Genomic DNA, 24,754 nt, shown 5'->3' with positions numbered 1-24,754 from the left:
CGGACGGGGCGCCGCGGGTGTACGACACTGTGCCCGCGCGGGGTGCGGGCACGGCGGACGTGTCGTGGCCGCCCTTCGGGGGAACGTGCAGCACAACTCGGCGCGTTACGCAACCGTTATGTCTAAAAAGTGTGATTCGGGTAGCGTCGTACCCATGAAGATCGCAACCCGCCGCCCCGCGGCCTTCGGGACGGCGCTCCGGTACCCGCAGGCTGCCCCGGCGCTGCTGCTGGCCGCCGCCCTCCTGGCGGTGCTCACCGCCGTGGCGCCCGGTGCGCGGGCCGCGGGCGGGCTCGACGAGGCGGCGGACGCCCTGAAGAAGGGCCCGGTGTACGTGGACCCGCGGGCATCCGCCGCGCTGTCGTCGGCCGACGCGGGCGCCCTCGCCAAAAAGATCAAGGACTCCGGGAAGCCGGTCTTCGTCGCGGTGCTGCCCGCGGCCGCCGAGTACCGGCCCAGGACCCTCCTTTCGGACCTGCGCACCAAGACCGGCGTCAGCGGCGTCTACGCCGTCCAGCTCGGCGACCGCTTCAACGCCGCCGCCGACGGCCGCGTGATGTCGCGCAACTCCGTACGCAACCTCGTCGGCGCGGTCCAGCGCTCCGACTACAGCGCCACCAAGGACCGCCTGAACAGCTTCGTGGACACCGCGATCCAGCAGGCGTCCGGCCACGAGCCCGCCTCCTGGGGCGGCGACGGGGCCGGTGTCAGCACCGGCGCGCTCGTCGGCCTGGGCGCGCTGGTGGTGGTCGGCGGCGGTGGCGCCGTCGCGCTGCACCGCCGCAACAAGAAGCGGCGGGCCGAGGAGGAGCGGGCCGCGCTGGAACAGCTGCGCGTCGTGGTGGACGAGGACATCACCGCCTTCGGCGAGGAACTGGACCGGCTCGACTTCACCCCCGGCGAACCCGGCGCCGACGACGCGATGCGCGCCGATTACACCCACGCGCTGGACGCGTACGAGAACGCCAAGGCGGCGATGGCCCGCGCCGAGCGCCCCGGCGACGTCGAACAGGTCACCAAGGCCCTGGAGGGCGGCCGGTTCGCGCTGGCCACCCTGGCCGCGCGGCGCGAGGGCAAGCCGCTGCCCGAACGCCGGGTGCCGTGCTTCTTCGACCCGCGGCACGGGCCGTCCGTCGCGGACGCCGAGTGGGCGCCGGACGGCGCGGCGCCACGCACGGTCCCGGTGTGCGCCGCCGACCGGGCGCGCCTGGCGGACGGCCAGGAGCCGATGACCCGTACGGTGCAGACCGAGTACGGGCAGCGCCCGTACTGGGACGCGGGACCTGCGTACGGCCCCTGGGCGGGCGGCTACTTCGGCGGTGGCATGCTGCCCGGCCTCCTCATGGGCACCATGCTCGGCAGCGTCCTGATGGGCCCGTCCGCGTACGCCTCCGACCTCGGCGGCGGTATGCAGGGGGCCGAGGGCGGCGACGTCTCCGGCGCGGACTTCAACCCGGACGACTTCTCCGGCGGCTTCGGCGGCGGCGGAGACTTCGGCGGCGGTTTCGGGGGCGGCGACGGTGGCGGGGGCTTCGGGGGCGGGGACTGGTGACCTCGGTGGTGACGCGTGGGGCGGGGCGCGGCTACGGGCTGACGCCGGTGGGGCGGGGTGCGGCTACGGGCTGACGCCGGCTTCCCGTACGTACCTCCCCCGCCCGCTGACCCGCACCCGCTTCGCCCCCAGGAACCGCGCGTACCGCGGCCGCTCCGCGAAGTCCGCGTACGACCACACGGCGGGCCGCCCGGCCTCCTTGCACAGGTGCAGCACCTGGCCCGGCCCCAGGTGCACGCCGACGTGCGCCCCGTACCCGGTGGGCCGCCCCGGCACCTCCCCGGCGTCGAAGAGCACCAGGTCCAGCGGGCCCGGCGGCTCCGCCCGTACGGTCGCCGCGGTGTCCGCCCACAGTTCGGCGGACCGCAGCGGCGGCACCACGCGCCCGAAGTGGCGCAGCACGGCATACGCGTAGAGCTGGCAGTTCGCCCCGGCCGACAGGTCGTACGGGTCGCGGCCCGGCAGCGGGGCGGCACCGGGATGCCGGGAGCCGGCGTACGGAACGTCCCGCAGGGCCGCGGGCAGGCGCGACAGCGGGCCGGGCGACGCTCCGGGGCCCGGGGGCGAGGCGGGGGCAGCAGGCATGGCGCCCATGATGGCGGACCCCGCGCACAGGGGTAGCGGAGCTTCCGTTTCTCACATGCTGTTTAATTGCCTGCGCTTTGCAACAACAGTCGATCTTCAGCAGGGGAGTGGGCATGACGTCCCGGTCGATACGCTCAGCGGCCGCCGCGGCTCTGGCGGGAACCATGGCGCTCGGGGTGGCCGCCTGCTCGACGCCGTCCGGCGGCGGCAAGGGCGGCGCGGCCGGTGCCCAGGACTCCGCCGTGGTCGGCATCGCCTACGAGCCGGAGACGCTCAGCCCGCTGCTGGGCTACGGCAAGGACGGCAACTCCAAGATCTTCGACGGGCTGCTCACCCACGACGCGGACATGCGGCTGAAGCCCGCGCTGGCCGCGAAGCTGCCCGAGGTCTCCGACGGCGGCAGGACGTACACCTACACGCTGCGCGACGGCGTGACCTTCAGCGACGGCAAGCCCTTCACCGCCGACGACGTGGTCTTCACCTACGAGACCATCCTCGACGAGAAGACCAACAACGCCTCCAAGGCCGAGCTGGACGCCCTGGAAAAGGTCGAGAAGAAGGACGCCCGCACCGTCGTCTTCCACCTGAAGTACCCCTACGCGCCGTTCGCCGAGCGCACCGTCCTGCCCATCGCCCCGCAGCACATCGCGGGCAAGCAGGACGTGAACACCGGCTCCTTCACCACCCGGCCGATCGGCACCGGCCCGTACATCCTCACCAACTGGTCCAAGGGCGAGAAGCTCACCTTCAAGGCCAACCCGCACTACTGGGGCGGCGCGCCCAAGGTGAAGAACTTCACCATGGCGATCATCAAGGACGACGACGTACGCGCCACCCGGCTGCGCTCCGGCGACCTCGACGGCGCCATCCTGCCGCCCAACCTCGCCGCCACCTTCAAGACCGACCAGGACAAGAAGACCCTCGCCGCGAAGACGTTCGACTACCGCAACGTCACCCTGCCCACCGCCAACAAGGTCACCGGCGACAAGGCCGTACGCCAGGCCCTGGACGTCGCGGTGGACCGCAAGGCCATGGTCGACGGCATCCTCGACGGCGCCGGCAAGCCCGCCTACGGGCCCGTGCCGACCGACAGCCCCTGGTTCACCAAGGGCACCGAGCGCGCCCACGACCTGAAGAAGGCCGAGCGGATCCTCGACGACGCCGGCTGGCAGAAGGGCGAGAACGGCATCCGGGAGAAGGACGGGCAGCCCGCCTCCTTCAAGCTCTGGTACCTCGCCGGCGACAAGCTCCGCCAGGAGCACGCGCTCGCCTTCGCCTCCGACGCCAAGAAGGCCGGCATCGAGGTCAAGGTCGAGTCCGGCCCGTGGGAGGCGATCCAGCCGAACATGAAGACCGACGCGGTCCTCGCGGGCGGCGGCAGCCCCGCCGACCCGGACTTCGACCAGTACCTGCTGCTGCACTCCTCGCTGGCCGGCGACGGCTTCAACAACATGTCGCGCTACGACAACCCCACGGTCGACAAGGCGCTGGTGGACGCCCGCCGCACCGACGACAAGGCCGCGCGCAAGGCCGGGTACGACACCGTGCAGCGCGAACTCGTCGACGACCCCGCCTACATCTTCCTCACCCACATCGACCACGAGTACGTGCTCAAGGACCGGTGGAAGGACCTCACCACCCAGGTCGAACCGCACGACCACGGCCTGGCCTCCGGTCCCTGGTGGAACGTAGAGGACTGGCAGCCCGCGAAGTGAACCGCCTCGCACAGCTGCCCTGGGGGCCGATGGCGCGGATGACGGGACGGCGGGCCCTGTTCGCCGTGCCCGTCCTCCTCGCCGTCACCCTCGGCGTGTTCGCCGTCGCGGCCGCCGCGCCCTTCGACCCGGTCCGGGCGTACGCGGGCACCGCCGGGCTCACCGCCTCCCAGGAGAACCTGGACCAGATCCGGCACAACCTCGGCGTCGACCAGCCGCTGCTCGGCCGCTGGTGGCACTGGCTGACCGGCGCGCTCACCGGCGACCTCGGCGACTCCGCGACGCTGCGCGCCCCCGTCTCCCAGGTCATCGGCGAACGCATCGGCTGGTCGGTGCTGCTGTGCGCCCTGGCGTTCGTCCTCGCGATCCTGGTGGGCACGCTGCTGGGCGTCCTCGCGGCCCGCCGGCCCGGCTCGATGCTCGACCGCGCCGTCACCTCCGCCGCGTACACCCTGGAGGCCGCCCCGCCGTTCTGGCTCGGGCTGCTGGCCGTCTGGCTGTTCGCGCTCAAACTCGGCGTGCTGCCGGCCGGCGGGCTGACCGACACCGGCAGCGAGGTCGCCACGGCCGGGCAGATCGCCCGCCACGTGATCCTCCCGGCGCTGGTCCTCGCCGTGTCACAGCTCCCGTGGTTCGTGCTGTACGTACGCCAGGGCGTCGGCGACGCCCTGGAGGAGGACCCGGTACGCGGCGCGCGGGCCCGCGGCCTGAGCGAGCGCACCGTCCTGTTCCAGCACGCCCTGCGCTCCGGGCTGCTGCCGGTCCTCACCCTGGTCGGCTCCCGGGTACCGGAACTGATCACCGGGGCGCTGCTGGTCGAGTCCGTCTTCAGCTGGCCGGGCATCGCTTCCGCCACCGTCGACGCGGCGACCAGCGTGGACTTCCCGCTGCTGGCCGCGCTCACGGTGCTCGCCACGATCGCCGTACTGATCGGCAACCTGCTCTCCGACCTGTTGTACGGACTCGCCGACCCGAGGGTGGGATTCGATGGCTGAGACGGTGAAGGCACCCAGGGATACGGCGGCCGGGACGTCCGCCGCCCCCTCCTGGCACCAGCGCCCCGCCCGGCGCGGCGGGCGCAGCACCCGCACCCTGCGCGTCCGCACCTCCGCCGTCCTGACGACGGCCGTGGTCCTCGCCGTGGTCGTCGTACCCCTGCTGGTCCCCCTGGACCGGCAGGCCGTCGACCTCGCCGCCAAGCTCCGGGCGCCCTCCCTCACCCACCCCTTCGGCACCGACGAGGTCGGCCGCGACCTGCTGCTGCGCTGCGTCTACGGGCTGCGCGTCTCGCTGCTCGTCGGCGTGGTCGCGGCGCTCGCCGCCACCGTCATCGGCACCGCGGTCGGCGCGCTGGCCGGGGCGCTCGGCGGCTGGGCGGACCGCGGTGTGATGCGCGTCGTGGACCTGTTCTCCTCCGTGCCCCACCTGCTGCTCGGCATCTTCATCGTGGCGATGTTCCGCCCCGGTGTCTGGCCGGTGATCGTCTCGGTGGCGCTGACCCACTGGCTCTCGACGGCCCGCATCGTGCGGGCCGAGGTCCTCTCCCTGCGCTCCCGCCCGTACATCGACGCGGCCGTCTCCGGCGGCGCCTCACGCCTGCGCGTCGCGGTCCGCCACCTGCTGCCGGGTGTCCTGCCGCAGGCCGGGCTCGCCGCCGTCCTGATGGTCCCGCACGCCATCTGGCACGAGTCCGCGCTGTCCTTCCTGGGGCTCGGACTGCCCGCCCACGAGGCGAGCCTGGGCAACATGGTCAACAGTGCGCGCAGCTCGCTGCTCGCGGGCGACTGGTGGCCGACCCTCTTCCCTGGCCTGTTCATCATCGTCCCCACGCTCGCCGTCGCGGGCCTGGCCGGTGCCTGGCGCGAACGCATCAACCCGCGCCGCCGATCGGAGCTGATGCTGTGACCGAGCCGCCCACCCCCTCGGCCTCCCCCGTCCTGTCCGTACGCCACCTCTCCGTACGCTTCCGGATGCGCGGCGGGCGGCACATCGCCGCCGTCACCGACGCGTCCTTCGACCTCGCGCCGGGCCAGTGCCTCGCGCTGGTCGGCGAGAGCGGCTGCGGCAAGTCCGTGCTGGCCTCGGCCCTGCTCGGCCTCCTCCCGGGCAACGCGCAGACCGCCGGCACCGCGCACCTGGACGACGTCGAACTGCTCACCGCCTCCGAACGCGAGCTCTCCCGCTCGGTACGCGGCCGCCGCATCGGCCTGGTGCCGCAGAGCCCCGCCGCCCACCTCACCCCCGTACGCACCGTACGGGCGCAGCTCGAAGAGACCGTCCGGGAACTCACGGACACGCCCCAGCACGCGCTGCGGGCCGCCGCCGAGCAGGCCGCGGCGCGCGCCGCCTTCCCCGCCGACCACCTGGACCGCCACCCGCACGAACTCTCCGGCGGCCTCGCGCAGCGCGCCGCCACCGCCCTCGCGCTGGTCGGCGACGCCCCGCTGCTCCTCGCCGACGAGCCGACGACCGGGCTGGACCGCGACCTGGTGGACCGTACGGTCGACGAACTGCGCCGCCACATCGACGGGCCGGACGCGGCCGACGGCACCGGACGGGCGCTGCTCATGATCACCCACGACCTGGCGGCCGCCGAACGGATCGCCGACCGGGTGGCCGTCATGTACGCGGGCCGCATCGTCGAACTCGCCGACGCCGCGGACTTCTTCGGCGCCCCCGGCCCCCGCCACCCGTACGCCCGCGGCCTGCTCGACGCCCTGCCGGACCGCGCCTTCACCCCCGTGCCCGGCATGCCGCCGGAACTGGGCGACCTCCCGCCGGGCTGCGCCTTCGCCGCCCGCTGCGACCGCGCCACGGACCGCTGCACGACCGCCGTACCCGCACTGACGGACGGCACCGCCTGCCACCACCCGCCGGGGGAGCCCACGGCCGCCGTACGAGAGGGAGCAGCCGGTGCTCGAACTCTGTGAGATCACCGCCGGGTACGACCGCGCCCGCCCCGTGGTCCGCGACGTCTCGCTGCGCATCGCGGCCGGGGAGGCCGTCGGCCTGCTCGGCCCCAGCGGCTGCGGCAAGTCGACCCTGGCCCGGGTCGCCGCCCTCCTGCACCGCCCCGACTCCGGCACCGTCGTCCTCGACGGCCACCCCGTCAGCGGCTACCGCCACCGGGCCACCCGCGCCCAGCGCACCGCCTACGGCGTCGTCTTCCAGCAGCCCCGCCTCTCCGCCGACCCCCGCCTGCGCCTCGCCGACCTGATCACCGAGCCGCTGCGCGCCACCGGCCGCCGCACCGAGGCCCCCGCCCGCCTCGCCGAACTCGCCCCCACCGTGGGCCTCTCCACCGACCTCCTCTCCCGCCGCCCCCACGAGGTCAGCGACGGCCAGCTCCAACGCGCCTGCCTCGCCCGCGCCCTGATCCTGCGCCCCCGCTGGCTCATCTGCGACGAAATGACCGCCATGCTCGACGCCTCCACGACGGCCGCCCTGGTAGCCGTGGTGGAGGAGTACCGCCGGGAGTCGGGGGCGGGCCTGCTGGCGGTGGGGCACGATCGGGTGCTGCTGGAGCGGTGGTGCGATCGGGTGGTGGGGTGGAGGGAACTGGGGGACTCCGGGGCGGGCGGCTGATCGCCCCACGCGATCGCGTGCCCTACGAAAGAGGGGTGCGCATCGAGCCCGGGCCGGGCAGGGCGTACCGCACCTCGCGTTGTCAGTGCCCGCTGCCATAGTTGAGGCGGTTCGGATCGCCGGTCTGCCGACGGGGCCGGGTCCGGGCTGCCGCGTGTGGTGGTACGCGTGGGGTGCGCCGTGTTCGAGGAGGAACTGCCGATGTCCGTTCGCCGGGTCGTGCCCGACATCCGTACGCAGGCCATGGAGGAGAGCCGGGAGTTCTACGGGCTTCTCGGGTTGGAAGAGGTGATGAATCTGGGGTGGGTCAGCACCCTGGCCGCTCCGGACAACCCCGCCGCGCAGATCATTCTGATGACCGAGGACCGGTCCGCGCCCGATACGCCGCCCGACATGAGTGTCGAGGTGGACGACGTGGACGCGGTGTACGCGGCCGTGCTGGCCAGTGGGGCGCCGGTGGTGCGGGAGTTGCGGGACGAGGAGTGGGGGGTGCGGCGGTTCTTCGTGCGGGATCCGAACGGCCGGGTGGTGAACGTGGTGAGTCATCGGTGAGGGGGCGGGGGCGGGCCGGGGTCAGGGGGTGCCGTATCGGGATCTGATGTGGTGGCGGGCGGCCTTGCCGGTGCTGGAGCGGGGGAGGTCCGGGGCGACCACGGCGGTGCGGGGGATCTTGTAGCGGGCCAGGCGGCCGGTCAGGGAGGTGAGGACCTCGGCCGGGTCGAGGGTCGCGCCCGGTGCCGCCACCAGGACCGCGCGCCCGACCTCGCCCCATTCGGGGTCGGGTACGGGGATCACGGCGCACTCGGCGACGTCCGGGTGGGCCAGCAGGGCGTGTTCGACCTCGGAGGGGTAGATGTTCTCGCCGCCCGAGATGATCACTTCCTTGATGCGGTCGACGATGGTCACTCCGCCGTCGGTGTCCGTGCGGGCCACGTCGCCGGTACGCAGCCAGCCGTCCGTGAAGGCCGCCCGGGTCTCCTGCGGCCGGTTCCAGTAACCGGTCATGACATTCGGGCCGCGGACCAGGAGTTCGCCGGTTCCGGGGACGGGAGCGGCGGGGACGGGGGTGGCGGGGGAGTCCGTTTCGGGGGGCACCACGCGGATGTCGGTGAAGAAGTGGGGGACGCCGGCGTACCCCGGCCCGGCGCCGGTGTGCTGCTCCTGCGTCAGCGAGACGCCCGGCGCCGCTTCCGTCATGCCGTACCCCTGGCGCAGGGTGAGCCCACGGCGTGCGTACGTGTCGATCAGGGGTTCGGGGACCGGCGCTCCGCCGCACACGAGGGTGCGCAGGGAGGACAGGTCGGCCGAGCGCCAGCGGGGGTGGGCGGCGATCCGGCGGAACATCGTGGGGACGCCGAACAGGGACGTGATGCCGTACCGCTCGACGGCTTCGAGCGCCGCGCCCGCTTCGAAGGTCTCCATCAGCACGCACGTGCCGCCCTTCAGCAGCACGGGCAGCGCCTGCATGCCCAGCGCCGCCGCGTGGTAGAGCGGCGCGGCGATCAGGGCCGTCTCGTCGGCGGTCAGGTCCTCGTCGATCAGGACGTTGACGGCGTTCCAGGTGAGGTTGGCGTGGGTGAGCACGGCGCCTTTGGGCCGGCCGGTCGTGCCGGAGGTGTAGAGGATGACGCAGGGGTCGTCCGGTGCCACGGCTTCTTCGACCGGCGTGCCGGGACCGGCCCCGCCTGCCGCATCCACCTCGACGACGGGCACGCCGGTGCCCGCCGGAGCGCCGGGGGAGCGGCCGGAGCGCAGCAGCACCCGGGCGCCGCAGTCAGCCAGTTGGTAGCTCAGTTCCGGCGGGCTGAGCCGTACGTTGAACGGGACGAACACCGCGCCCAGCAGTCCGGCGGCGAACAGGGACGCCAGGAACTCGGGCCGGTTGGGGCCGAGGAAGCCGACCCGGTCGCCCTTGCGTACGCCGTGGTGCCGCAGGGTGTGGGCGATGCGGGTGGCGTGCTCGTACAGCCCCGCGTAGCTGATGCGCCGTCCGTCGCCGTGGACCACCGCCGTGCGGTGCGGGGTGCGCCGCGCCCGCCGTGCGGCCCAGGCGCCGATGCCTTCGTTGTGCAAGGTGCTGCCCCTGTCCGCTCGCCTGTGAGGCTCGCCTGCTGCGTCACCCGTTCGAAGGAGACGCGTAGTGACATGATATTACTGGTGGTAATTTAACGGTGACGCTATGTGCTCGGCGAGTGGGGAGGTTGCGGTGACCGCTGGTCCCGGTACGGCACTTCTGATGGACGCGCGGGTCCGCCTCAGCCCCGAGGCCGAGCGCATCGACACCCGCGGCGAGCCTCCGGTGTGGCGCGCTGAGCTGCCCGACGGATCCTCGGCCTGGGTCGCGAGCGGGTACGACGCCGCGCGCCGGGTGATGACGGACGGCGGTTTCGGCAAACCGGCCGTCCGGGGCGGTGAGCGCTGGACGCGCTACCTCGGTTTCACCGGGCCGGAGGTCACCGACAGCATCGTCCGCAGCATGCTCAACACCGACGGTGACCTGCACCGCCGGCTGCGGGAGCTGGGCGCGACGGCGTTCACGCCCGAGCGCGTACGGGCCGCCGTGGACCGCGCCGGCGACGTGGCGGAGGAGCTGCTGGACGCTGTCGCCGAGCGCGGACACGCCGATCTCGTACGCGAGTTCGCCCACCCGTTCGGTGTCCGGGCCGTCACCGGACTGCTGGGATATCCGCCCGACTTCGTCCGGCGCACGCTGGAGCTGCGGCGCTGGGGCCCGTCGCCGCTGTTCGATCCCCCCGGCTCGCCGGACCGCGTGCAGTACGCGGCCGACCGGGAAGCCATGAGCGCGCTGATGCACGACCTCGTGGCCTACCGGCGGCGCAGCCCCGGGACCGACGCCGTCAGCGCGATGATCGCGCACGCCGACGCCGCCGGCCTCGACGAAGGCCAGCTCACCTCCACCCTCTTCCTGCTGCTCGTCTCCGCCTACGAGCCCGTCGCCGACTTCCTCACGACGAGCCTGTACGCGCTCTGGCACCGTCCCGACCTCCTCGCCGAGCCCGCCCGGGTCACCGACGGCCTCGACGAGCTGCTGCGCTACACCTCCCCCCTGGCGGCCACCATGCCGCGCTTCGCCCTGCGGCCCACCGAGCTGTACGGCGCGGAGCTGGAGCCGGGGGACGCGGTCATCGTGCACGTCGCCCTCGCCAACCGCGACCCGCGGCGGTTCACCGACCCCAACCGCCTCGACCTGACCCGGGACTCCGGCCAGGACCTGGTCTTCGCCCACGGCCCGCACTTCTGCCTCGGCAGCGGCTTCGCCGTCGGGCTGTGCCGCACCGCCCTCGGCGCCGTGCTGCGCCGACTGCCCGGCCTGGCCGCCGCCCAGCCGCTCGACACGCTCCCCTGGCAGCGCGGCTCGACCGACGGCATCACCCATCTGCACGTCACGGCCGGCCTGACGGCGCTGCCCGTCACCTTCCGGCCCCACCCCGCGGTGGTGTCCTGATGGCCCAGGTCACCGGCCTGTCCGTGCTGACCGCTTACGGCCACGGCCCGGACGCCCTCTGGAAGGGCCTGACCTCCGGGACACCGGCCACCTCCCCGGTCACCCGCTTCGACACCACCCGTCACCGGGCCCACCACGCCGCCACCGTCCCCGGCACGCCCGACCTGTACGCGGAGCTGGAGCGGCTCATCGGAGAAGCGTGCGACCAGGCCGGACTGTCCCCGGCCGAGCGGGCCGGCACGCCGCTGGTCCTCGCCCTGCACGCAGGACCGGACACCGCCGCCCTGGCCGTCGAGCTGGCGGGCGCCTGCGGCCTGCGCGAGGTGCTCACCGTCCACACCGCCGCCTGCGCCGCCTCCAACACCGCCGTCGCCGAGGCGGCCCACCTCATCGGCACCACCGCCGAGCGGCGGGCCGTGGTCGCGGGCGGCAGCTTCGTCGACGCGAGCATGTTCGCCGCCTTCGACAGCGCCGGCATCCTCGCCCCGGACGGCGTCTGCCGCCCCTTCAGCGCCGGCCGTGCGGGCCCGGTGCTGGGCGACGGCGCCGCCGCCGTGGTCCTCGAACGCACCGGCACCGCACCGCCGTGGGCGACCGTCCGCGGCTGGGGCAACGCGGGGGAGGCCCACCACGTCTGCCGGCCCCACCCCGACGGCCGGGGCCCGGCCGCGGCCGTCGCCACCGCGCTGCGCCGGGCCGAGGTCGGCGGCGACCGGATCGGTTACGTCAACGCCCACGCGACGGCCACCCCCGCCTTCGACGCGGGCGAGGCCGCCGCCATCGTGAGCGCCCTCTCCCCGTACGGCGCGCGGACCCCCGTCAGCTCCACCAAGGCCCTGCACGGCCACTGTCTGGAAGCCTCCGGCCTGGTCGAACTGGCCGTCTGCGCCCTCGCCTTCCGCCACGGAGAACTGCCCGTCAACGCCAACCACCTCGCCCCCGACGAGGACTGCCCCCTCGACCTCGTGCTCGACCCGGGCCGTGCACCGCGGTCCCGTTACGCCCTCAGCCTCAACAGCGGCTTCGGCGGCGTCTGCACGGCCCTCCTGCTGGCGATGCCCTAGCCGTGCCGTGCCGCGCCGTCAGCCCCGACCACCCCGTACCGCACGACGACACGAGTGCGGAGGAGCCTCATAGGACGCCATGGAACTGACCGTCGAGACCCGCGCCCAGTGGCCGCCGCCGGACGACCCGGCGGCCCGCCTGCCGGAGGTCCCGCGCTTCGACACCTCCGCCTTCGCGCCGCTGCTGGTGGCCGTCGGCGAACGCTGCCTCACCGACCGGTACGGCCCGCCCCCGCTGCCCCCGGCGCTCGGCGCGCGCACCGCGCTCGTCCTCGCGGCCACCCGCGGCGACGTGGTCACCCAGAGCGCCATCGACACCGCGGTGGCCGGACAGCGGCAGGTGCCCAAACCGCTGCTGTTCCAGAACGTGCCCTCCACGGCACTCGGCCACCTGAGCACCGTATGGGGCCTGACCGGCCCGCTGGTCGCCACGCTCGCCATCGGTGACGTCGTGGCCGCGGCCCGCGCCACCGCCGCCCGCCTCATCGCCACCGGCGACGCCGACCAGGCCCTGGCGATCGCCGCGGACCCCGGCGACAGCCCCGGGTCACCCGGTACGGCGTGGGCCCACCTGTTCACGGCCGACAGGCGCTGACCGCCCGTACCGGCCGTCCGGGGCGCCCCGCGCCGTCACCGTGGCCGCGCTTCCCCTCCGCCCGCGGTCCCACCGTCACCCCACCCAAGGAGAGCGATGTCCTCGAACTTGCGGCCCTCCACCACCGAGTTGCGGTTCCCTTCGGTCCTGACCCCCGAGACGCTCGAACGCGCCGCCGCGCCCGTCACCGTACGGCTCGACGACGCCTCCCGAGCCGCCGTCGCCCGCTGCCACGACTACCTGCACACCTGCATGGACCAGGGCCGCGAGATCTACGGCACCACCACCGGCTTCGGCCCCCTCGTCGTCTACGCGGGCCAGGACGAGAGCGCCGACCAGTGCGAGAACGTGCTCTGCCACCTGGAGGTCGGCCAAGGGCCCGACCTGGAGCCGCCGGTGGCCCGGGCCACCCTGCTCACCCGTCTGTGGAGCCTGGCCAGGGGCCACTCCGGCGTGGCACCCGCCGCCGTGGACGCCCTGGTGGCGATGCTCGGCACGTCCTTCGCGCCGGTGATGCCGGAGTACGGATCGGTCGGCGCCAGCGGTGACCTCGCGCCCCTGGCGCACGCCCTCAGATCCCTCCAGGGACGCGGTGACGCGTACGTCGGCACCACCCGTATGCCCGCCGGCAAAGCGCTCGCCGAGACCGGGCTGCAACCCGTGGAACTGACCGGCCGGGACGCGCTCGGCATGGTCAACGGCACCTCCGTGACCGCGGCCGGAGCCGGCCTCGCGCTCGCCCAGCTGCACCGCTCGGTGGCCGCCGGCACCGCGCTGACCGCCCTGCTCGCCGGAGTCCTCGGCTGCCGCCCCGACTTCACCGCCTCCGAGATCTTCGAGGCGCTGGGCCACCAGGACACCACCGAACGCGCCGCCGACCTGCGCGAACGCCTCACCGGTCACGAACCGAGCGGCACCCGCGCCCTCCAGGAGCCCTACACCCTGCGCTGCGCACCGCACATCCTCGGCGCCGCCGCGACCAGTCTGCGCCACGCCCGCCAGGTCGTCACCGACGACCTCAACGGCATCAGCGACAACCCGCTCTTCTTCCCCGAGCGCGACGTCGTCGCCCACGGCGGCAACTTCTTCGGACAGCAGGTCGCCTTCGTCGCCGACCTGCTGTCCATCACCGCGGCCCAGCTCGCCAACCTCGCCGAACGCCAGCTCGACCTGCTGATCGACCCGCGCCGCAACGGCGGCCTCAACCCGATGCTGGCCGAACACCCCGGCCGGGACCACGGCGTACAGGGCATCCAGCTCGCCGCGACCTCCCTCGTGGTCGCGATGCGCCGCGCCGCGACTCCCGCCGCCATGCAGAGCGTCCCCACCAACTGGCACAACCAGGACATCGTCCCGTTCGGCACCCAGGCCGCCTTCACCGCGCTGAAGCAGGCCAGGACGCTGCGGCTGCTGCACGGATCGCTCGCCGTCGCCCTGCGCCAGGCCGTCCGCGTGGGCGGGCGGCGCCCCGCCGCCGGTGCCTGCGTCCGCCTCCTGGACGCCCTGGAGCCGACCGTGGGACCGGACCGGCCGTGGGCGGTGTCCGTACGGGACGCGGCCGACGTGCTCGACCGCGTCTGCTGACCCGGAGGCCGCGGCCCCGCTCAGGGCCGCGGCACCACCATCACCTCGGTGCCCCGCGCCCGTACGGCCCGGACCTCGGCCGCCGGCAGTCCGTCGTCCACGACCAGCAGGTCGAAGTCGGTCAGCGGCGCCAGCGCGTACAGCCCGCCCTTGGTGAACTTGGTGTGGTCGGCGACCAGCACCCGCCGTCCGGCGCTCTCCATCATCGCCCGCTTGACCTGCACCGTCTCCGGTGACGTGTGGTAGCAGCGGCCGTTGGTGACGGCGGTGGTCGACAGGAACAGCACATCGGCGCGGAAGGCCCGTACCGCGTCCGCCGTGTGCGGGCCCATGAACGCGTCGTACGCCGGGAAGTAGGCACCGCCCAGCGTGATCAGCGAGATGCCGGGCTCCTTGGCGAGCGTGGTGACGGCCGGCAGCGAGTTGGTGATGACGGTCAGCGGCGCGTGCTCGGCGAACCGGTGCGCCAGCAGCAGGCAGGTGGTGCTGTCGTCGAGCAGGACGGTCTGGCCGGGCACCAGCAGCGTCGCCGCGGCCCGCGCCAGGGCCTGCTTGACCGGCGCCATCACCGCCATCCGGTCGGCCACGCTGCCGTGGAACTGCGCCGACGGCAGGCCGGTGGCCCCGCCGCGCACCTTGCGCAGCCAGCCCTGCGCCTGGAGGGCGTCCAGGTCGCGGTGGGCGGTCATCAGGCTGATCCCGTACTCCTCGGCGAGGTCGGAGGTGCGCACGAAGCCGCGGGCGATGACGGTGTCCCGCATCCGGCGGCGCCGTTCCTCCTGGGCTTCGAGGCGGTCCATGGTGCTCACTTCCTGTGCCGTACGGGGTGCGGGGCGGTCCGGGGCACCCGGGCGTTCACCGTACGCCGTGTGAATTCGCCGCGTTATGTTCGCACGGATCTAACGCGGCGCGCGCGGCCGCCACCGGGGGCGCCGACAGGACACAACACGGCAGGCCACCGGCCCGATGCGAAGATTTCCGGCCACCATTGACGCTGGTTTCGGCCGGGCTGTTGCATCGGCTCCGTCCGCTCCGCGGGCCTCCCGCCACCGCCTGCCGCCGTAGAAAGGGGAGACTTCGATGACGAACCCTCTCCCGTGTTCGCCGATCACACGGGCGATCACCCGCCTGGGCATCCCGCCGACGCTCGCCTGGGGCTATCTGGGCCTGCTCCTGTTCATGATCGGGGACGGGGTCGAGTCCGGCTACCTCTCGCCGTACCTGATCGACCAGGGCGTCCCGGAGCCCCGGGTGGCGCTGCTGTTCACCGTCTACGGCATCGCGGCCGGGGTGGCCGCCTGGCTCTCCGGCGTGCTGGCCGAGCTGTGGGGCCCGCGCCGCGTCATGTGGACCGGCCTCGCCGTCTGGGGCGCCTTCCAGGTGCTCTTCCTCACCGCGGCCGTGCCGCTGGGGAGCTACCCGCTGATGATGCTGGGCTACGGCCTGCGCGGCCTGGGCTACCCGCTGTTCGCGTACGGGTTCCTCGTCTGGATCGCCGGGGTCGCGCCGCGGGCCCGGCTGAGCACCGCCATGGGCTGGTTCTGGTTCGCCTTCACCGGCGGCCTGCCCACCCTCGGCTCGCTGGTCGCCAGCGGCCTCATCCCGCACATCGGCGCGTACGCCACCCTGTGGGCCGCCCTCGCCCTGGTGGCCGCCGGCGGCCTGATCGCCCTGCTGCTGGTCCGCGACGACAGCGGCGCCACACGCCCTCGCGGCGCGGGCGACCGCCCGCTGGCCACCCTGCTCGGCAGCGTCACGATCCTGTGGCGCAACCCCCGGGTCGGCACCGGCGCCCTCGTACGGACCATCAACACGGCTTCCCAGTTCGGGTTCTTCGTCATCCTGCCGGTGCACTTCACCCGTACCGTCGGCTTCAGCCTCACCCAGTGGCTGCACCTGCTCAGCGCGATGTTCGCGACCAACATCGTGGCGAACCTGCTGTGCGGCATGATCGGCGACCGGTTCGGCTGGCGCCGCACCATCGCCTGGTGCGGCGGCGCGGGCTGCACCGTCAGCACCCTGCTGCTCTTCTACGTGCCGCAGGCCGCGGGCGCCGACTTCGGCCTCGCCCTGGTGGTCGCCGCGTTCTACGGCGCTACGCTGGCAGGGTACGTCCCGATATCGGCACTGATGCCCTCGCTGGAGCCGCGGCACAAGGGCCAGGCACTGGCCGCGCTCAACCTGGGCGCCGGAGCCAGCACCTTCGTCGGACCGGCCGTCGTGGCGGTCTTCGCCGGACCGCTCGGCGTCGAAGGGGTGGTCTGGATCTTCGCGGGGATGTACGCGGTCAGTACCGTGCTCACCGTCTTCCTGAAGCTGCCGGACGAGCCGGGTACGGCACCGGCGGGCCCGGCCCCCACCGCGGCCGCCACGCCGTCCGCCCCGTCACCGGCGTGAGAGGTCGCACCTGATGTCCGTACTGACCATCGACGTCGGCACCACGATGATCAAGTCCGTCGTCTTCGACGACCGCGGCACCGAGATCGCGGTCTCCCGGCTCGCCACCGAAGTGCTCCGCCCCCGGCCGGGCCGGGCCGAGCAGGACATGGACGCCGTCTGGAACGCCGTCGTCTTCACCGTCCGCAACGCCCTGTCCGAACTCGCCGCCCGCCCCGGCCCGGCCGACCCCGTGTGGCTGGTCTCCTTCACCGCCCAGGGCGACGGCGCCTGGCTCGTCGACGACCGGGGCCGCCCCACCGGACCCGCGATCCTGTGGTCCGACGGCCGGGCCGGCGACATCGTCGGCCAGTGGCAGCGGGACGGCGTGCTGGAGGCCGCGTTCCGCCGCAACGGCTCGCTGACCTGCGCCGGCATGCCCAACGCGATCTTCGCCTGGCTGGCCCGGCACGACCCGGACCGGTTGGCCCGCTCACACACCGCGCTCACCGCTGCCGGCTGGCTCTTCCTGCGGCTGACCGGCGTCACCGCCGTCGACGAGTCGGACGCCTCGGCACCGTTCCTCGACCACGCCACCGGCGCGTACGACCCGTACCTGATCGACCTCTTCGGTCTCGCCGGGTACCAGCGGCTGCTGCCGAAGGTGCTGGGCGAGCACGAGCGGATCGCCGAGATGACGTCCGACGCGGCCGGCCAGCTCGGGCTGCCCGCCGGCCTCCCGGTCGTCATGGCCCCGTACGACATCGCCGCCACCGCGCGGGGTGTCGGCGTGGTCAACCCCGGCCAGGCGTGCAGCATCCTCGGCACCACCCTGTGCACCGAGATCGTCCGCACGACCGTGGACACCACCGGCGAACCCTCCGGCATCACCATCGCCTACCGCGGCCGCGAACGCGTCCTGCGCGCCTTCCCGACCCTCAACGGCGCCGAGGTGCTCGGCTGGGCCGCGCGCACCCTGCACCTGTCCGGCCCGCCGGAACTGTCGCGGCTGGCCTTCGAGTCCGAACCGGGCGCGCACGGCCTGATGTTCCTGCCGTACCTCTCCCCGGCGGGCGAGCGGGCACCGTTCCTGGACGGGCACGCCCGCGGCGGCTTCTGGGGCCTGTCCCTGGAACACACCCGCGCCGACCTCGCCCGCGCGGTCCTCGACGGCCTCTCGCTCGTCCTGCGCGACTCGCTGACCGCCTCCCGTACGCACGTCAGCGAACTGCGCCTGTGCGGCGGCGGCGCCAACAGCGACGCGTGGTGCGCGCTCATCGCGGACGCCACCGGCGTACCGACCGCCCGCTCCGGCGACACCGAACTCGGCGCCAAGGGCGCCTTCCTCACCGGCCTGGTGCTGTCCGGCGCCGAGTCCAGCATGCACAGCGCCGCCACCAAGTACGTCCGCATGCGCAGCAGCTGGGAGCCCGACCCGGAGCGCACCGCCCGGTACGCGGAGCTGTACGAGGACTTCCTGCACTGGCGCGACCTCGCCCGTGAGGCGGGCTGGCGCCCCCGGGCCGGCAGTACCGCGCCGGCCCCCGACCGGCCCCCGGCCCTGTCGCGACAGCCGGCCGTACCACCCGAACCCCCCGCCCTAGGAGCCCCCCACCGTGTCTGACGCCCTGACCGCCGACGCCGTCTGGCTCGGTCTCGACCTCGGTACGCAGAGCGCCCGCTGCGTCGCCGTCGACGGGACCGGACAGCTGCTCGCCGCCGCCTCCCGGCCGCTGACGAGCCACCGCGACGGCAGGCGCCACGAACAGCGGCCCGAAGAGTGGTGGAGCGCGCTGTCCGCCGCCTGCCGCGCGGCCCTCGCCGGCCTCGACCCGGCACGGGTACGCGGCCTGGCCCTCGACGCCACCTCCGGTACGGTCCTCCTCGCCGACGCCGACGGCACCCCGCTCACCCCCGGCCTGATGTACGACGACGGGCGCGCCGCCGCGGAGGCCGAGGCCGTCAACGAGGCCGGGGGAGCGGTGTGGCAGGAACTCGGCTACCGCACCATGCAGCCCTCCTGGGCCCTGCCCAAACTGCTCCGGCTGCTCCGGCAGGACCCGGACCTGGCCGAGCGCGCCCGGCTGCTGCACCAGCCCGACCTCATCACCTGGCGGCTGACCGGCCGGCAAGTCCCGTCCGACGCCAGCCACGCCCTCAAGACCGGCTACCACCTCACCGACGAACGCTGGCCGTCCGCCGAACTGACCCGGCTCGGCATCCCCGAGCGGGTCCTGCCGCAGGTCGTACGGCCCGGAACCGTCCTGGGCGCGGTCTGCGCCGCCGCGGCCGCGGCCACCGGCATCCCCGAAGGCACCACCGTCGTCGCCGGGATGACCGACGGCTGCGCCGCCCAGATCGGCGCCGGCGCGCTCACGCCCGGCGCCTGGAACGCCGTACTCGGCACCACCCTCGTCCTCAAGGGCACCAGCCCGCACCTGATCCGCGACCCGCACGGCGTCGTCTACTGCCACCGCGGACCGGACGGGAACTGGCTGCCCGGCGGCGCCTCCAGCTCCGGCGCGGGCATCATCGCCCGGCACTTCACCCCGGAGAACGGCGACGACCTCGACGCGCTCACCGCCGAAGCCGCACGCGACGGACAGGGCTGGGACGCGGTCACCTACCCCCTCGTCCCGGCAGGCGGCGAACGCTTCCCTTTCCGCGCGCCCGACGCCGAGCCCTTCACCCTCGGCGACGTGCCCACCCGCGCCCAGGAGTTCCACGCCTGCCTGCTCGGCGTCGCCTGCGTCGAACGCCTCTGCTTCGACTACCTCGACCACCTCGGCGCCCCCGTCGACGGACCGCTGACCTTCACCGGAGGCGGCGCCCGCAACGCCTACTGGTCGCAGCTCCGCGCCGACCTGCTCGGCCGCCCCGTCCACGTACCCGAGCAGGCCGAAGGGGCCCTCGGCATGGCCGTGCTCGCCGCCACCTCCGGCGGCGTCACCCTCCAGGAGGCCGCCGCGGCCATGGTCCGTACCGGCGCCCCCGTCACCCCCGACCCGGCCCGCACCGCCCGCCTGCTCCCCGCCTACCTCCGCTTCCTCGACGAACTGACCCGCCGTGGCTGGCTCGACCAGACCGTGGCCGACCACGCCCGCAGGAGGGCCGCACAGTGACCGACTTCATCCTCGTCCGCCACGGCGAGACCGAGTGGCACGCCGAGAACCGCTACGCCGGGCTCACCGACGTGGCGCTGACCGGCCGCGGTGAGGAACAGGCGGCGGCCCTCGCCGACTGGGCCGCCACCGCCCGCCTGGACGCCGTCTGGTGCTCCCCGCTGTCCCGCGCCCGGCGCACCGCCGCGCCCGCCGCCGCGGCCTGCGGCCTGACCCCGCACATCGACGAACGCCTCTACGAGGTGGACTTCGGCCGCGGCGAGGGCCTGACCAAGGCCGAGATGCGCCGGCGCTTCCCGCAGGAACTGGAGGCGTTCCTCGCCGACCCGGTGGGCCACCACCTGCCCGGGGGAGAGGACCCCCGCGCCGCCGCCCTGCGCGCCGCCGACTGCCTCGCCGACATCGAACGCGCCCACCCGGACGGCCGGGTCCTGATCGTCGCCCACTCCACCCTCGTCCGGGTCCTGCTCTGCCACCTGCTGGGCATCCCGCTCGCCGATTACCGGCGCGTCTTCCCGCAGCTCCACAACGGCGCACTGACCGAACTGCGCGTCCGGGACGGCCAGGCCGCGCTGCTGCGCCTCAACGCCCCCGCCACACCCTCGCCGGTCCCCACCGCACCGCACTGACCCGTCTGCCGTCCGTACGCCACACCGCACACCCAGGAGAAACACCCCCATGAGCAGCCCCACCGTCCTCGCCGCCGGCAACCACTTCATCCTCCCGAGCCTGCTCACCGAGGCGGTCCAGGAGGCCACCGGCGGCACGGTGACCGCCGACGCGATCCGGGAGCTGCAGCTGCCCTGGCCGCACACCCCGCTCGGCAAGGTCGCCGAGGTCGACGAGGCGTCCGGTACGGAGGACCAGCTCATCGAGGCGCTCCAGGGCGTCCGCATCTGCGTCACCGAGCACGCCGCCCTCACCGAGCGCATCCTCGCCCACTGCCCCGACCTGGAACTGTTCTGCGTCGGCCGCGGCGGACCGGTCAACGCCAACCTGGACGCCGCCACCCGGCACGGTGTCGCCGTCTGCTACGCCCCCGGCCGCAACGCCACCGCCACCGCCGAACACACCCTCACGCTGCTCCTGGCGGCCGCCCGCGGCGTCGGCGACACCCACACCGACCTGCGCCAGGGCACCTGGCGCGGCGATTACTACGACTACGACAAGTGCGGCATCGAGACCGAGGGCACCACCGTCGGCCTGGTCGGGTACGGGGCGATCGGCAGCCGCGTCGCCAAGGTGCTGGCCGCCATGGGCGCCCACGTCCTCGTCCACGACCCGTACGCCGCCCCCGAGAAGCTGGCCGGCACCGCCGAGCAGGTCGGCCTGGACGAGCTGCTGCGCCGCTCCCGCATCGTCTCCCTGCACGCCCGCCTCACCGACGAGACCCGCGGCATGATCGGCCGCGCCCAGCTCGCCGCCATGCCGCACGGCTCCGTCCTGGTCAACTGCGCGCGCGGCGCCCTCGTGGACTACGACGCGGTCTGCGACGCACTGGAGTCCGGGCAGCTCAGGGGCGCCGGCTTCGACGTCTTCCCCGAGGAGCCGGTCCCGGCCGGCTCCCGCCTGCTGGCCGCGCCCGGCGTCGTCCTCACCCCGCACATCGCGGGCGGCAGCCGCCAGGTCGCGCACAAGGCCGCCCGTACCGTCGCCGCCGAGGCCGCCCGCTTCCTGCGCGGCGAGCCGCTCGCGCACTGCGCCAACCCGGCGGTGCTGGGCACCTGACCCGGGTACGACGGAGGGCCGCCCCCACCAGGGGACGGCCCTCCTCGCGTATCAGCGTGCCTACCGGCGCCGCACCAGCGGGAACGGCAGCGTCTCGCGGATCGACAGACCCGTGAGGAACATGACGAGGCGGTCCACGCCGATGCCCAGACCACCGGTCGGCGGCATCGCGTACTCCAGGGCCTGGAGGAAGTCCTCGTCCAGCTCCATGGCCTCCGGGTCGCCGCCCGCCGCCAGCAGCGACTGGGCGGTCAGCCGGCGCCGCTGCTCGACCGGGTCGGTCAGCTCCGAGTAGGCGGTGCCCAGCTCGGTGCCGAACGCCACCAGGTCCCAGCGCTCGGCGAGCCGCGGGTCCTTGCGGTGCTGGCGGGTCAGCGGCGAGACGTCGGTGGGGAAGTCCTTGTAGAAGGTGGGCAGCGTGGTCTTCTCCTCGACCAGCCGCTCGTACATCTCCAGGACGACGTCACCGCGGCCCATCTCCGGCTTCACCGGCACCCCGGACCGCCCGCACAGCCGGCGCAGCGCGTCCGGGTCGGTGTCCGCGTCGACCTCCTCGCCCAGGGCTTCGGAGATCGCGCCGTAGACCGTCTTGACCGGCCAGATGCCCGAGATGTCGTGCTCGACGAGCTTGCCGTTCGCGTCCGCCTTACGGGCGGTGGCGCTGCCGAACGCGGCGACCGCCGCACCCTGGATCAGCTCCCGCGTCAGGTCGAGCATCACGTCGTAATCGGCGAACGCCTGGTACGCCTCCAGCATCGTGAACTCGGGGTTGTGCTTGTAGGAGATGCCCTCGTTGCGGAACGTGCGTCCCATCTCGAAGACCTTCTCCATACCGCCCACGCACAGCCGCTTCAGGTACAGCTCCGGCGCGATGCGCAGATACAGGTCCAGGTCGTAGGCGTTGATGTGGGTCTGGAACGGACGCGCGTTGGCGCCGCCGTGGATCTGCTGGAGCATCGGCGTCTCGACCTCCAGGTAGCCGCGCTCGATCAGACCCTGGCGCAGTGCCTGCACCGCCGTGCTGCGCGCCCGCAGGTTGTCCCGCGAGTCCGGCGAGACGACCAGGTCCACGTAGCGCTGGCGGACCTTGGCCTCCGGGTCGGTCAGACCGCGCCGCTTGTCGGGCAGCGGGCGCAGGCACTTGGCCGTCAGCCGCCAGTGGGTGACGAAGACCGTCAGCTCGCCGCGGTCGCTCGCGCCGACCTCGCCCTCGGCCTCGATGTGGTCACCGAGGTCGATGTCGGAGCCGAAGCGCGCCAGCTCCTCGGCGCCGGTGCCCTCACGGGTCAGTGCGACCTGGAGGTCGCCCGACCAGTCGCGCAGCACCGCGAACAGCACACCGCCGTGGTCACGGGTCAGCAGCACCCGGCCGGCGATCCGCACGACCTTGCCGGTGCGGGTACCGGACTCCAGGTCCGGGTGCTCGTCACGGACGTCGCCGAGCGTGTGGGTGCGCTGCACACCGACCGGGTACGGGTCGGTGCCCTCCGTCCGCAGCCGCTCCAGCTTGAGGTGCCGCACGCGGACCTGCTCCGGCAGCGCCGCCAGCTCCCGCTCGCGCAGCTCCTCCTCGGTCGCGGGCTTCTCCACCAGGCCCAGCTCGTCCAGCGAGGGCAGGTCGGCGGTGCTGGCCGGGGTCATCACCCGCTTCTTGCGGCCCTTGCCCCACAGCTTGCCCAGGCTCGGTACGGCCACGAAGCCCTCGGCGATGCCGGAGGCCAGGCCGATGCGGGCCAGGGCGCCGGTGTCCGCGTAGCACAGGAAACGCGGGTACCACTCGGGGGCGTACTTCGCGTTGGAGCGGTACAGCGCCTCCAGCTGCCACCACTTGGAGAAGAACAGCAGCAGCTTGCGCCACACCTTGAGCACCGGACCGGCGCCGATGCGGGCGCCCTCCTCGAAGGCGGACCGGAAGACCGCGAAGTTCAGCGAGATCCGGCGCACGCCGAGCTGCCCGGCGTGCGCGCACAGCTGGGCGACCATGTACTCCATCACGCCGTTCGGCGCGCTGCGGTCGCGGCGCATCACGTCCAGCGAGATGCCGTCCTTGCCCCACGGCACGAACGACAGCAGGGCCATCATGTTGCCGTCGCCGTCGAACGCCTCGGCCAGCAGGCAGTCCCCGTCCTCGGGGTCGCCGAGCCGGTCCAGCGCCATCGAGAAGCCGCGCTCGGTCTCGGTGTCGCGCCAGGCGTCCGCCCGGTGGATGACCTCCTGCATCTCCGCGTCGGACAGCTCGGAGTGGCGGCGGACCCGGAAGGTGGCGCCGGTGCGCTCCACCCGGTTGACGGCCTGGCGCGTCACCCGCATCTCGCGGCCGTCCAGGTCGAAGTCCTTGACGTGCAGGATCGCCTCGTCACCGAGCTGCAGCGCGCTCAGGCCGCTGCGCGCGAACGCCTTGGCGCCGTCCTCGCTGGCGCCCATGACGGCGGGCTGCCAGCCGTAGCGCCCGGCGACCTTCAGCCACTCCTCGATGGCCGGGCCCCACGCCTCACGGTCACCGACCGGGTCACCGCTGGCCAGGCAGACGCCGGCCTCCACGCGGTAGGTGACGGCGGCCTTGCCGCTGGGGGAGAAGACGACGGCTTTGTCGCGGCGGGTGGCGAAGTAGCCGAGCGAGTCCCGGCCGCCGTAGCGGGCCAGCAGCGCCCGGATACGGGTCTCCTCGTCACCGTGCAGCGCGGCCTCCATGCGCTGCGACCGGAAGAGCGTCAGGGCCGCGTTCAGCAGCGCCACCGCGCCGAACAGGCCGAGCAGGAAGATCACCCAGTGCGGCGGGTGGCCGTGGAACTGGTGGTTGCTCAGCAGACCGCCGCAGACCCGGTCGGCCGCCCACAGCAGCCGGCTGTCGGCGCCGCGCTCCAGGCTGCCCGGGAAGAGCGAGACCAGGCCCCAGCCGACGAGGATCGACACCACCAGGCCCGCGACCAGCACACCGGCGGCGCGCCAGAACGCGCCGCGGCGGGTGACGGCGTAGAACTCGCGGTGCGCGACCAGCAGCAGTCCCAGCGCGGCGGCGCACAGCACCAGGGAGAAGTAGTACTCCCGGTAACCGTCGATCACGAGGATCGCGTCGGTCAGCGTCACCAGCACCATGTAGACGACCGCGAACCACAGGGCGACCCGTTTGCGCGCTGTCATGGCCGCGGCCAGCAGGAAGAGGAAGACCGCGTACGCGAGGTTCGGTTCGACCACGATGGTCAGGGTGTCCAGCCATTGGATGACCGGTTTCAGGGCGCGTCGCAGCGGCCCGATCAGCGCCGTGACGGCGCAGAACAGCCCCAGAAGGCTGAAGAAGATGGCGAAGCCGTTGGGCACGCGGCGGCGAAGGCGCGCCCACGCCGTTATTTGGTCCTGGTCCTGCACGGTGCTCATTCCGTCA

20 protein-coding genes are annotated in these 24,754 nt (G+C 73.7%); 16 read left to right on the top strand and 4 right to left on the bottom strand.

Annotation, left to right across the window (positions count from 1 at the left end; all coding sequences use genetic code 11):
- Positions 1 to 154: 154 nt before the first annotated feature.
- Positions 155 to 1,552 carry a hypothetical protein gene (locus AB0L45_RS22215; protein ID WP_365842429.1) on the top strand — a complete coding sequence of 466 codons (1,398 nt, stop codon included), beginning with the start codon at positions 155 to 157 and terminating at the stop codon, positions 1,550 to 1,552.
- Between the two features lie 63 nt (positions 1,553 to 1,615).
- On the opposite strand, the gene AB0L45_RS22210 is transcribed toward AB0L45_RS22215, so the two are convergent.
- Positions 1,616 to 2,137: a cell wall hydrolase gene (locus AB0L45_RS22210; protein ID WP_365842427.1), complete on the bottom strand. Its 522-nt coding sequence runs from the start codon at positions 2,135 to 2,137 to the stop codon at positions 1,616 to 1,618.
- Positions 2,138 to 2,250: 113 nt separating this feature from the next.
- Between AB0L45_RS22210 and AB0L45_RS22205 the strand changes: the two genes are divergently transcribed.
- The 6 genes from AB0L45_RS22205 (at position 2,251) to AB0L45_RS22180 (ending at position 7,989) form a co-directional block, all read left to right on the top strand.
- The gene (locus tag AB0L45_RS22205) at positions 2,251 to 3,852 is read left to right on the top strand and encodes an ABC transporter substrate-binding protein (RefSeq protein WP_365842425.1); all 1,602 of its coding nucleotides are present in this window, start codon (positions 2,251 to 2,253) and stop codon (positions 3,850 to 3,852) included.
- Positions 3,853 to 3,890: 38 nt separating this feature from the next.
- On the top strand, positions 3,891 to 4,847 hold the full coding sequence (locus tag AB0L45_RS22200; protein WP_365842600.1) for an ABC transporter permease: 957 nt from the start codon (positions 3,891 to 3,893) through the stop codon (positions 4,845 to 4,847).
- Complete coding sequence (locus AB0L45_RS22195) at positions 4,840 to 5,757, top strand: ABC transporter permease (protein WP_365842423.1); 918 nt, start codon at positions 4,840 to 4,842, stop codon at positions 5,755 to 5,757. Before AB0L45_RS22200 ends, AB0L45_RS22195 begins: the two co-directional genes overlap by 8 nt.
- Positions 5,758 to 5,822: 65 nt before the next feature.
- Positions 5,823 to 6,782: an ABC transporter ATP-binding protein gene (locus tag AB0L45_RS22190; protein WP_365842598.1), complete on the top strand. Its 960-nt coding sequence runs from the start codon at positions 5,823 to 5,825 to the stop codon at positions 6,780 to 6,782.
- Positions 6,766 to 7,437, top strand: a complete 672-nt coding sequence (locus AB0L45_RS22185; protein ID WP_365842421.1) for an ATP-binding cassette domain-containing protein — start codon at positions 6,766 to 6,768, stop codon at positions 7,435 to 7,437. Before AB0L45_RS22190 ends, AB0L45_RS22185 begins: the two co-directional genes overlap by 17 nt.
- Positions 7,438 to 7,638: 201 nt before the next feature.
- A complete protein-coding gene (locus AB0L45_RS22180; protein WP_365842419.1) occupies positions 7,639 to 7,989 on the top strand; it encodes a VOC family protein in 351 nt (116 codons plus the stop codon).
- Between the two features lie 21 nt (positions 7,990 to 8,010).
- Here the strand turns inward: AB0L45_RS22180 and AB0L45_RS22175 are convergent, their stop codons facing one another.
- Positions 8,011 to 9,510 carry a long-chain fatty acid--CoA ligase gene (locus AB0L45_RS22175; protein WP_365842417.1) on the bottom strand — a complete coding sequence of 500 codons (1,500 nt, stop codon included), beginning with the start codon at positions 9,508 to 9,510 and terminating at the stop codon, positions 8,011 to 8,013.
- A gap of 133 nt (positions 9,511 to 9,643) precedes the next feature.
- On the opposite strand from AB0L45_RS22175, the gene AB0L45_RS22170 reads away from it, so the two are divergent.
- From AB0L45_RS22170 to AB0L45_RS22155, 4 genes are all read left to right on the top strand, one after another.
- Positions 9,644 to 10,903 (top strand): cytochrome P450, encoded by a 1,260-nt coding sequence (locus tag AB0L45_RS22170; RefSeq protein ID WP_365842415.1) that lies wholly within the window; start codon positions 9,644 to 9,646, stop codon positions 10,901 to 10,903.
- Positions 10,903 to 11,967: a beta-ketoacyl synthase N-terminal-like domain-containing protein gene (locus AB0L45_RS22165; RefSeq protein ID WP_365842413.1), complete on the top strand. Its 1,065-nt coding sequence runs from the start codon at positions 10,903 to 10,905 to the stop codon at positions 11,965 to 11,967. The genes AB0L45_RS22170 and AB0L45_RS22165 overlap by 1 nt, the downstream gene beginning before the upstream one ends.
- Before the next feature lie 79 nt (positions 11,968 to 12,046).
- Positions 12,047 to 12,562 carry a hypothetical protein gene (locus AB0L45_RS22160; protein WP_365842411.1) on the top strand — a complete coding sequence of 172 codons (516 nt, stop codon included), beginning with the start codon at positions 12,047 to 12,049 and terminating at the stop codon, positions 12,560 to 12,562.
- Between the two features lie 96 nt (positions 12,563 to 12,658).
- Positions 12,659 to 14,146, top strand: coding sequence for an aromatic amino acid ammonia-lyase (locus tag AB0L45_RS22155; RefSeq protein ID WP_365842409.1), 1,488 nt, complete (start codon positions 12,659 to 12,661; stop codon positions 14,144 to 14,146).
- Between the two features lie 20 nt (positions 14,147 to 14,166).
- On the opposite strand, the gene AB0L45_RS22150 is transcribed toward AB0L45_RS22155, so the two are convergent.
- Positions 14,167 to 14,946, bottom strand: coding sequence for a DeoR/GlpR family DNA-binding transcription regulator (locus tag AB0L45_RS22150; protein ID WP_365842596.1), 780 nt, complete (start codon positions 14,944 to 14,946; stop codon positions 14,167 to 14,169).
- A 280-nt stretch (positions 14,947 to 15,226) separates the two neighbouring features.
- On the opposite strand from AB0L45_RS22150, the gene AB0L45_RS22145 reads away from it, so the two are divergent.
- From AB0L45_RS22145 to AB0L45_RS22125, 5 genes are read left to right on the top strand one after another with little or no spacing between them, the layout of a single operon-like run.
- Entirely contained in the window at positions 15,227 to 16,543 is a 1,317-nt protein-coding gene (locus AB0L45_RS22145; protein ID WP_365842407.1) for an MFS transporter, read from the top strand.
- Positions 16,544 to 16,556: 13 nt separating this feature from the next.
- Positions 16,557 to 18,146, top strand: a complete 1,590-nt coding sequence (locus AB0L45_RS22140; RefSeq protein ID WP_365842405.1) for an FGGY-family carbohydrate kinase — start codon at positions 16,557 to 16,559, stop codon at positions 18,144 to 18,146.
- The gene (locus AB0L45_RS22135) at positions 18,139 to 19,644 is read left to right on the top strand and encodes an FGGY family carbohydrate kinase (protein WP_365842403.1); all 1,506 of its coding nucleotides are present in this window, start codon (positions 18,139 to 18,141) and stop codon (positions 19,642 to 19,644) included. Before AB0L45_RS22140 ends, AB0L45_RS22135 begins: the two co-directional genes overlap by 8 nt.
- Complete coding sequence (locus tag AB0L45_RS22130; RefSeq protein WP_365842401.1) at positions 19,641 to 20,273, top strand: histidine phosphatase family protein; 633 nt, start codon at positions 19,641 to 19,643, stop codon at positions 20,271 to 20,273. Before AB0L45_RS22135 ends, AB0L45_RS22130 begins: the two co-directional genes overlap by 4 nt.
- A 49-nt stretch (positions 20,274 to 20,322) precedes the next feature.
- On the top strand, positions 20,323 to 21,372 hold the full coding sequence (locus AB0L45_RS22125; protein WP_365842399.1) for a 2-hydroxyacid dehydrogenase: 1,050 nt from the start codon (positions 20,323 to 20,325) through the stop codon (positions 21,370 to 21,372).
- Between the two features lie 60 nt (positions 21,373 to 21,432).
- Here AB0L45_RS22125 and lysX read toward each other — a convergent pair whose 3' ends face one another.
- Positions 21,433 to 24,747: a bifunctional lysylphosphatidylglycerol synthetase/lysine--tRNA ligase LysX gene (lysX, locus tag AB0L45_RS22120; RefSeq protein ID WP_365842397.1), complete on the bottom strand. Its 3,315-nt coding sequence runs from the start codon at positions 24,745 to 24,747 to the stop codon at positions 21,433 to 21,435.
- Positions 24,748 to 24,754 lie beyond the last annotated feature (7 nt).

It is taken from the genome of Streptomyces sp. NPDC052496 (assembly GCF_040679095.1).
Taxonomy (GTDB): Bacteria; Actinomycetota; Actinomycetes; order Streptomycetales; family Streptomycetaceae; genus Streptomyces.
The sequence above is the reverse complement of the archived record's forward strand: the minus strand, read 5'-3'. Positions and strand labels throughout refer to the sequence as shown.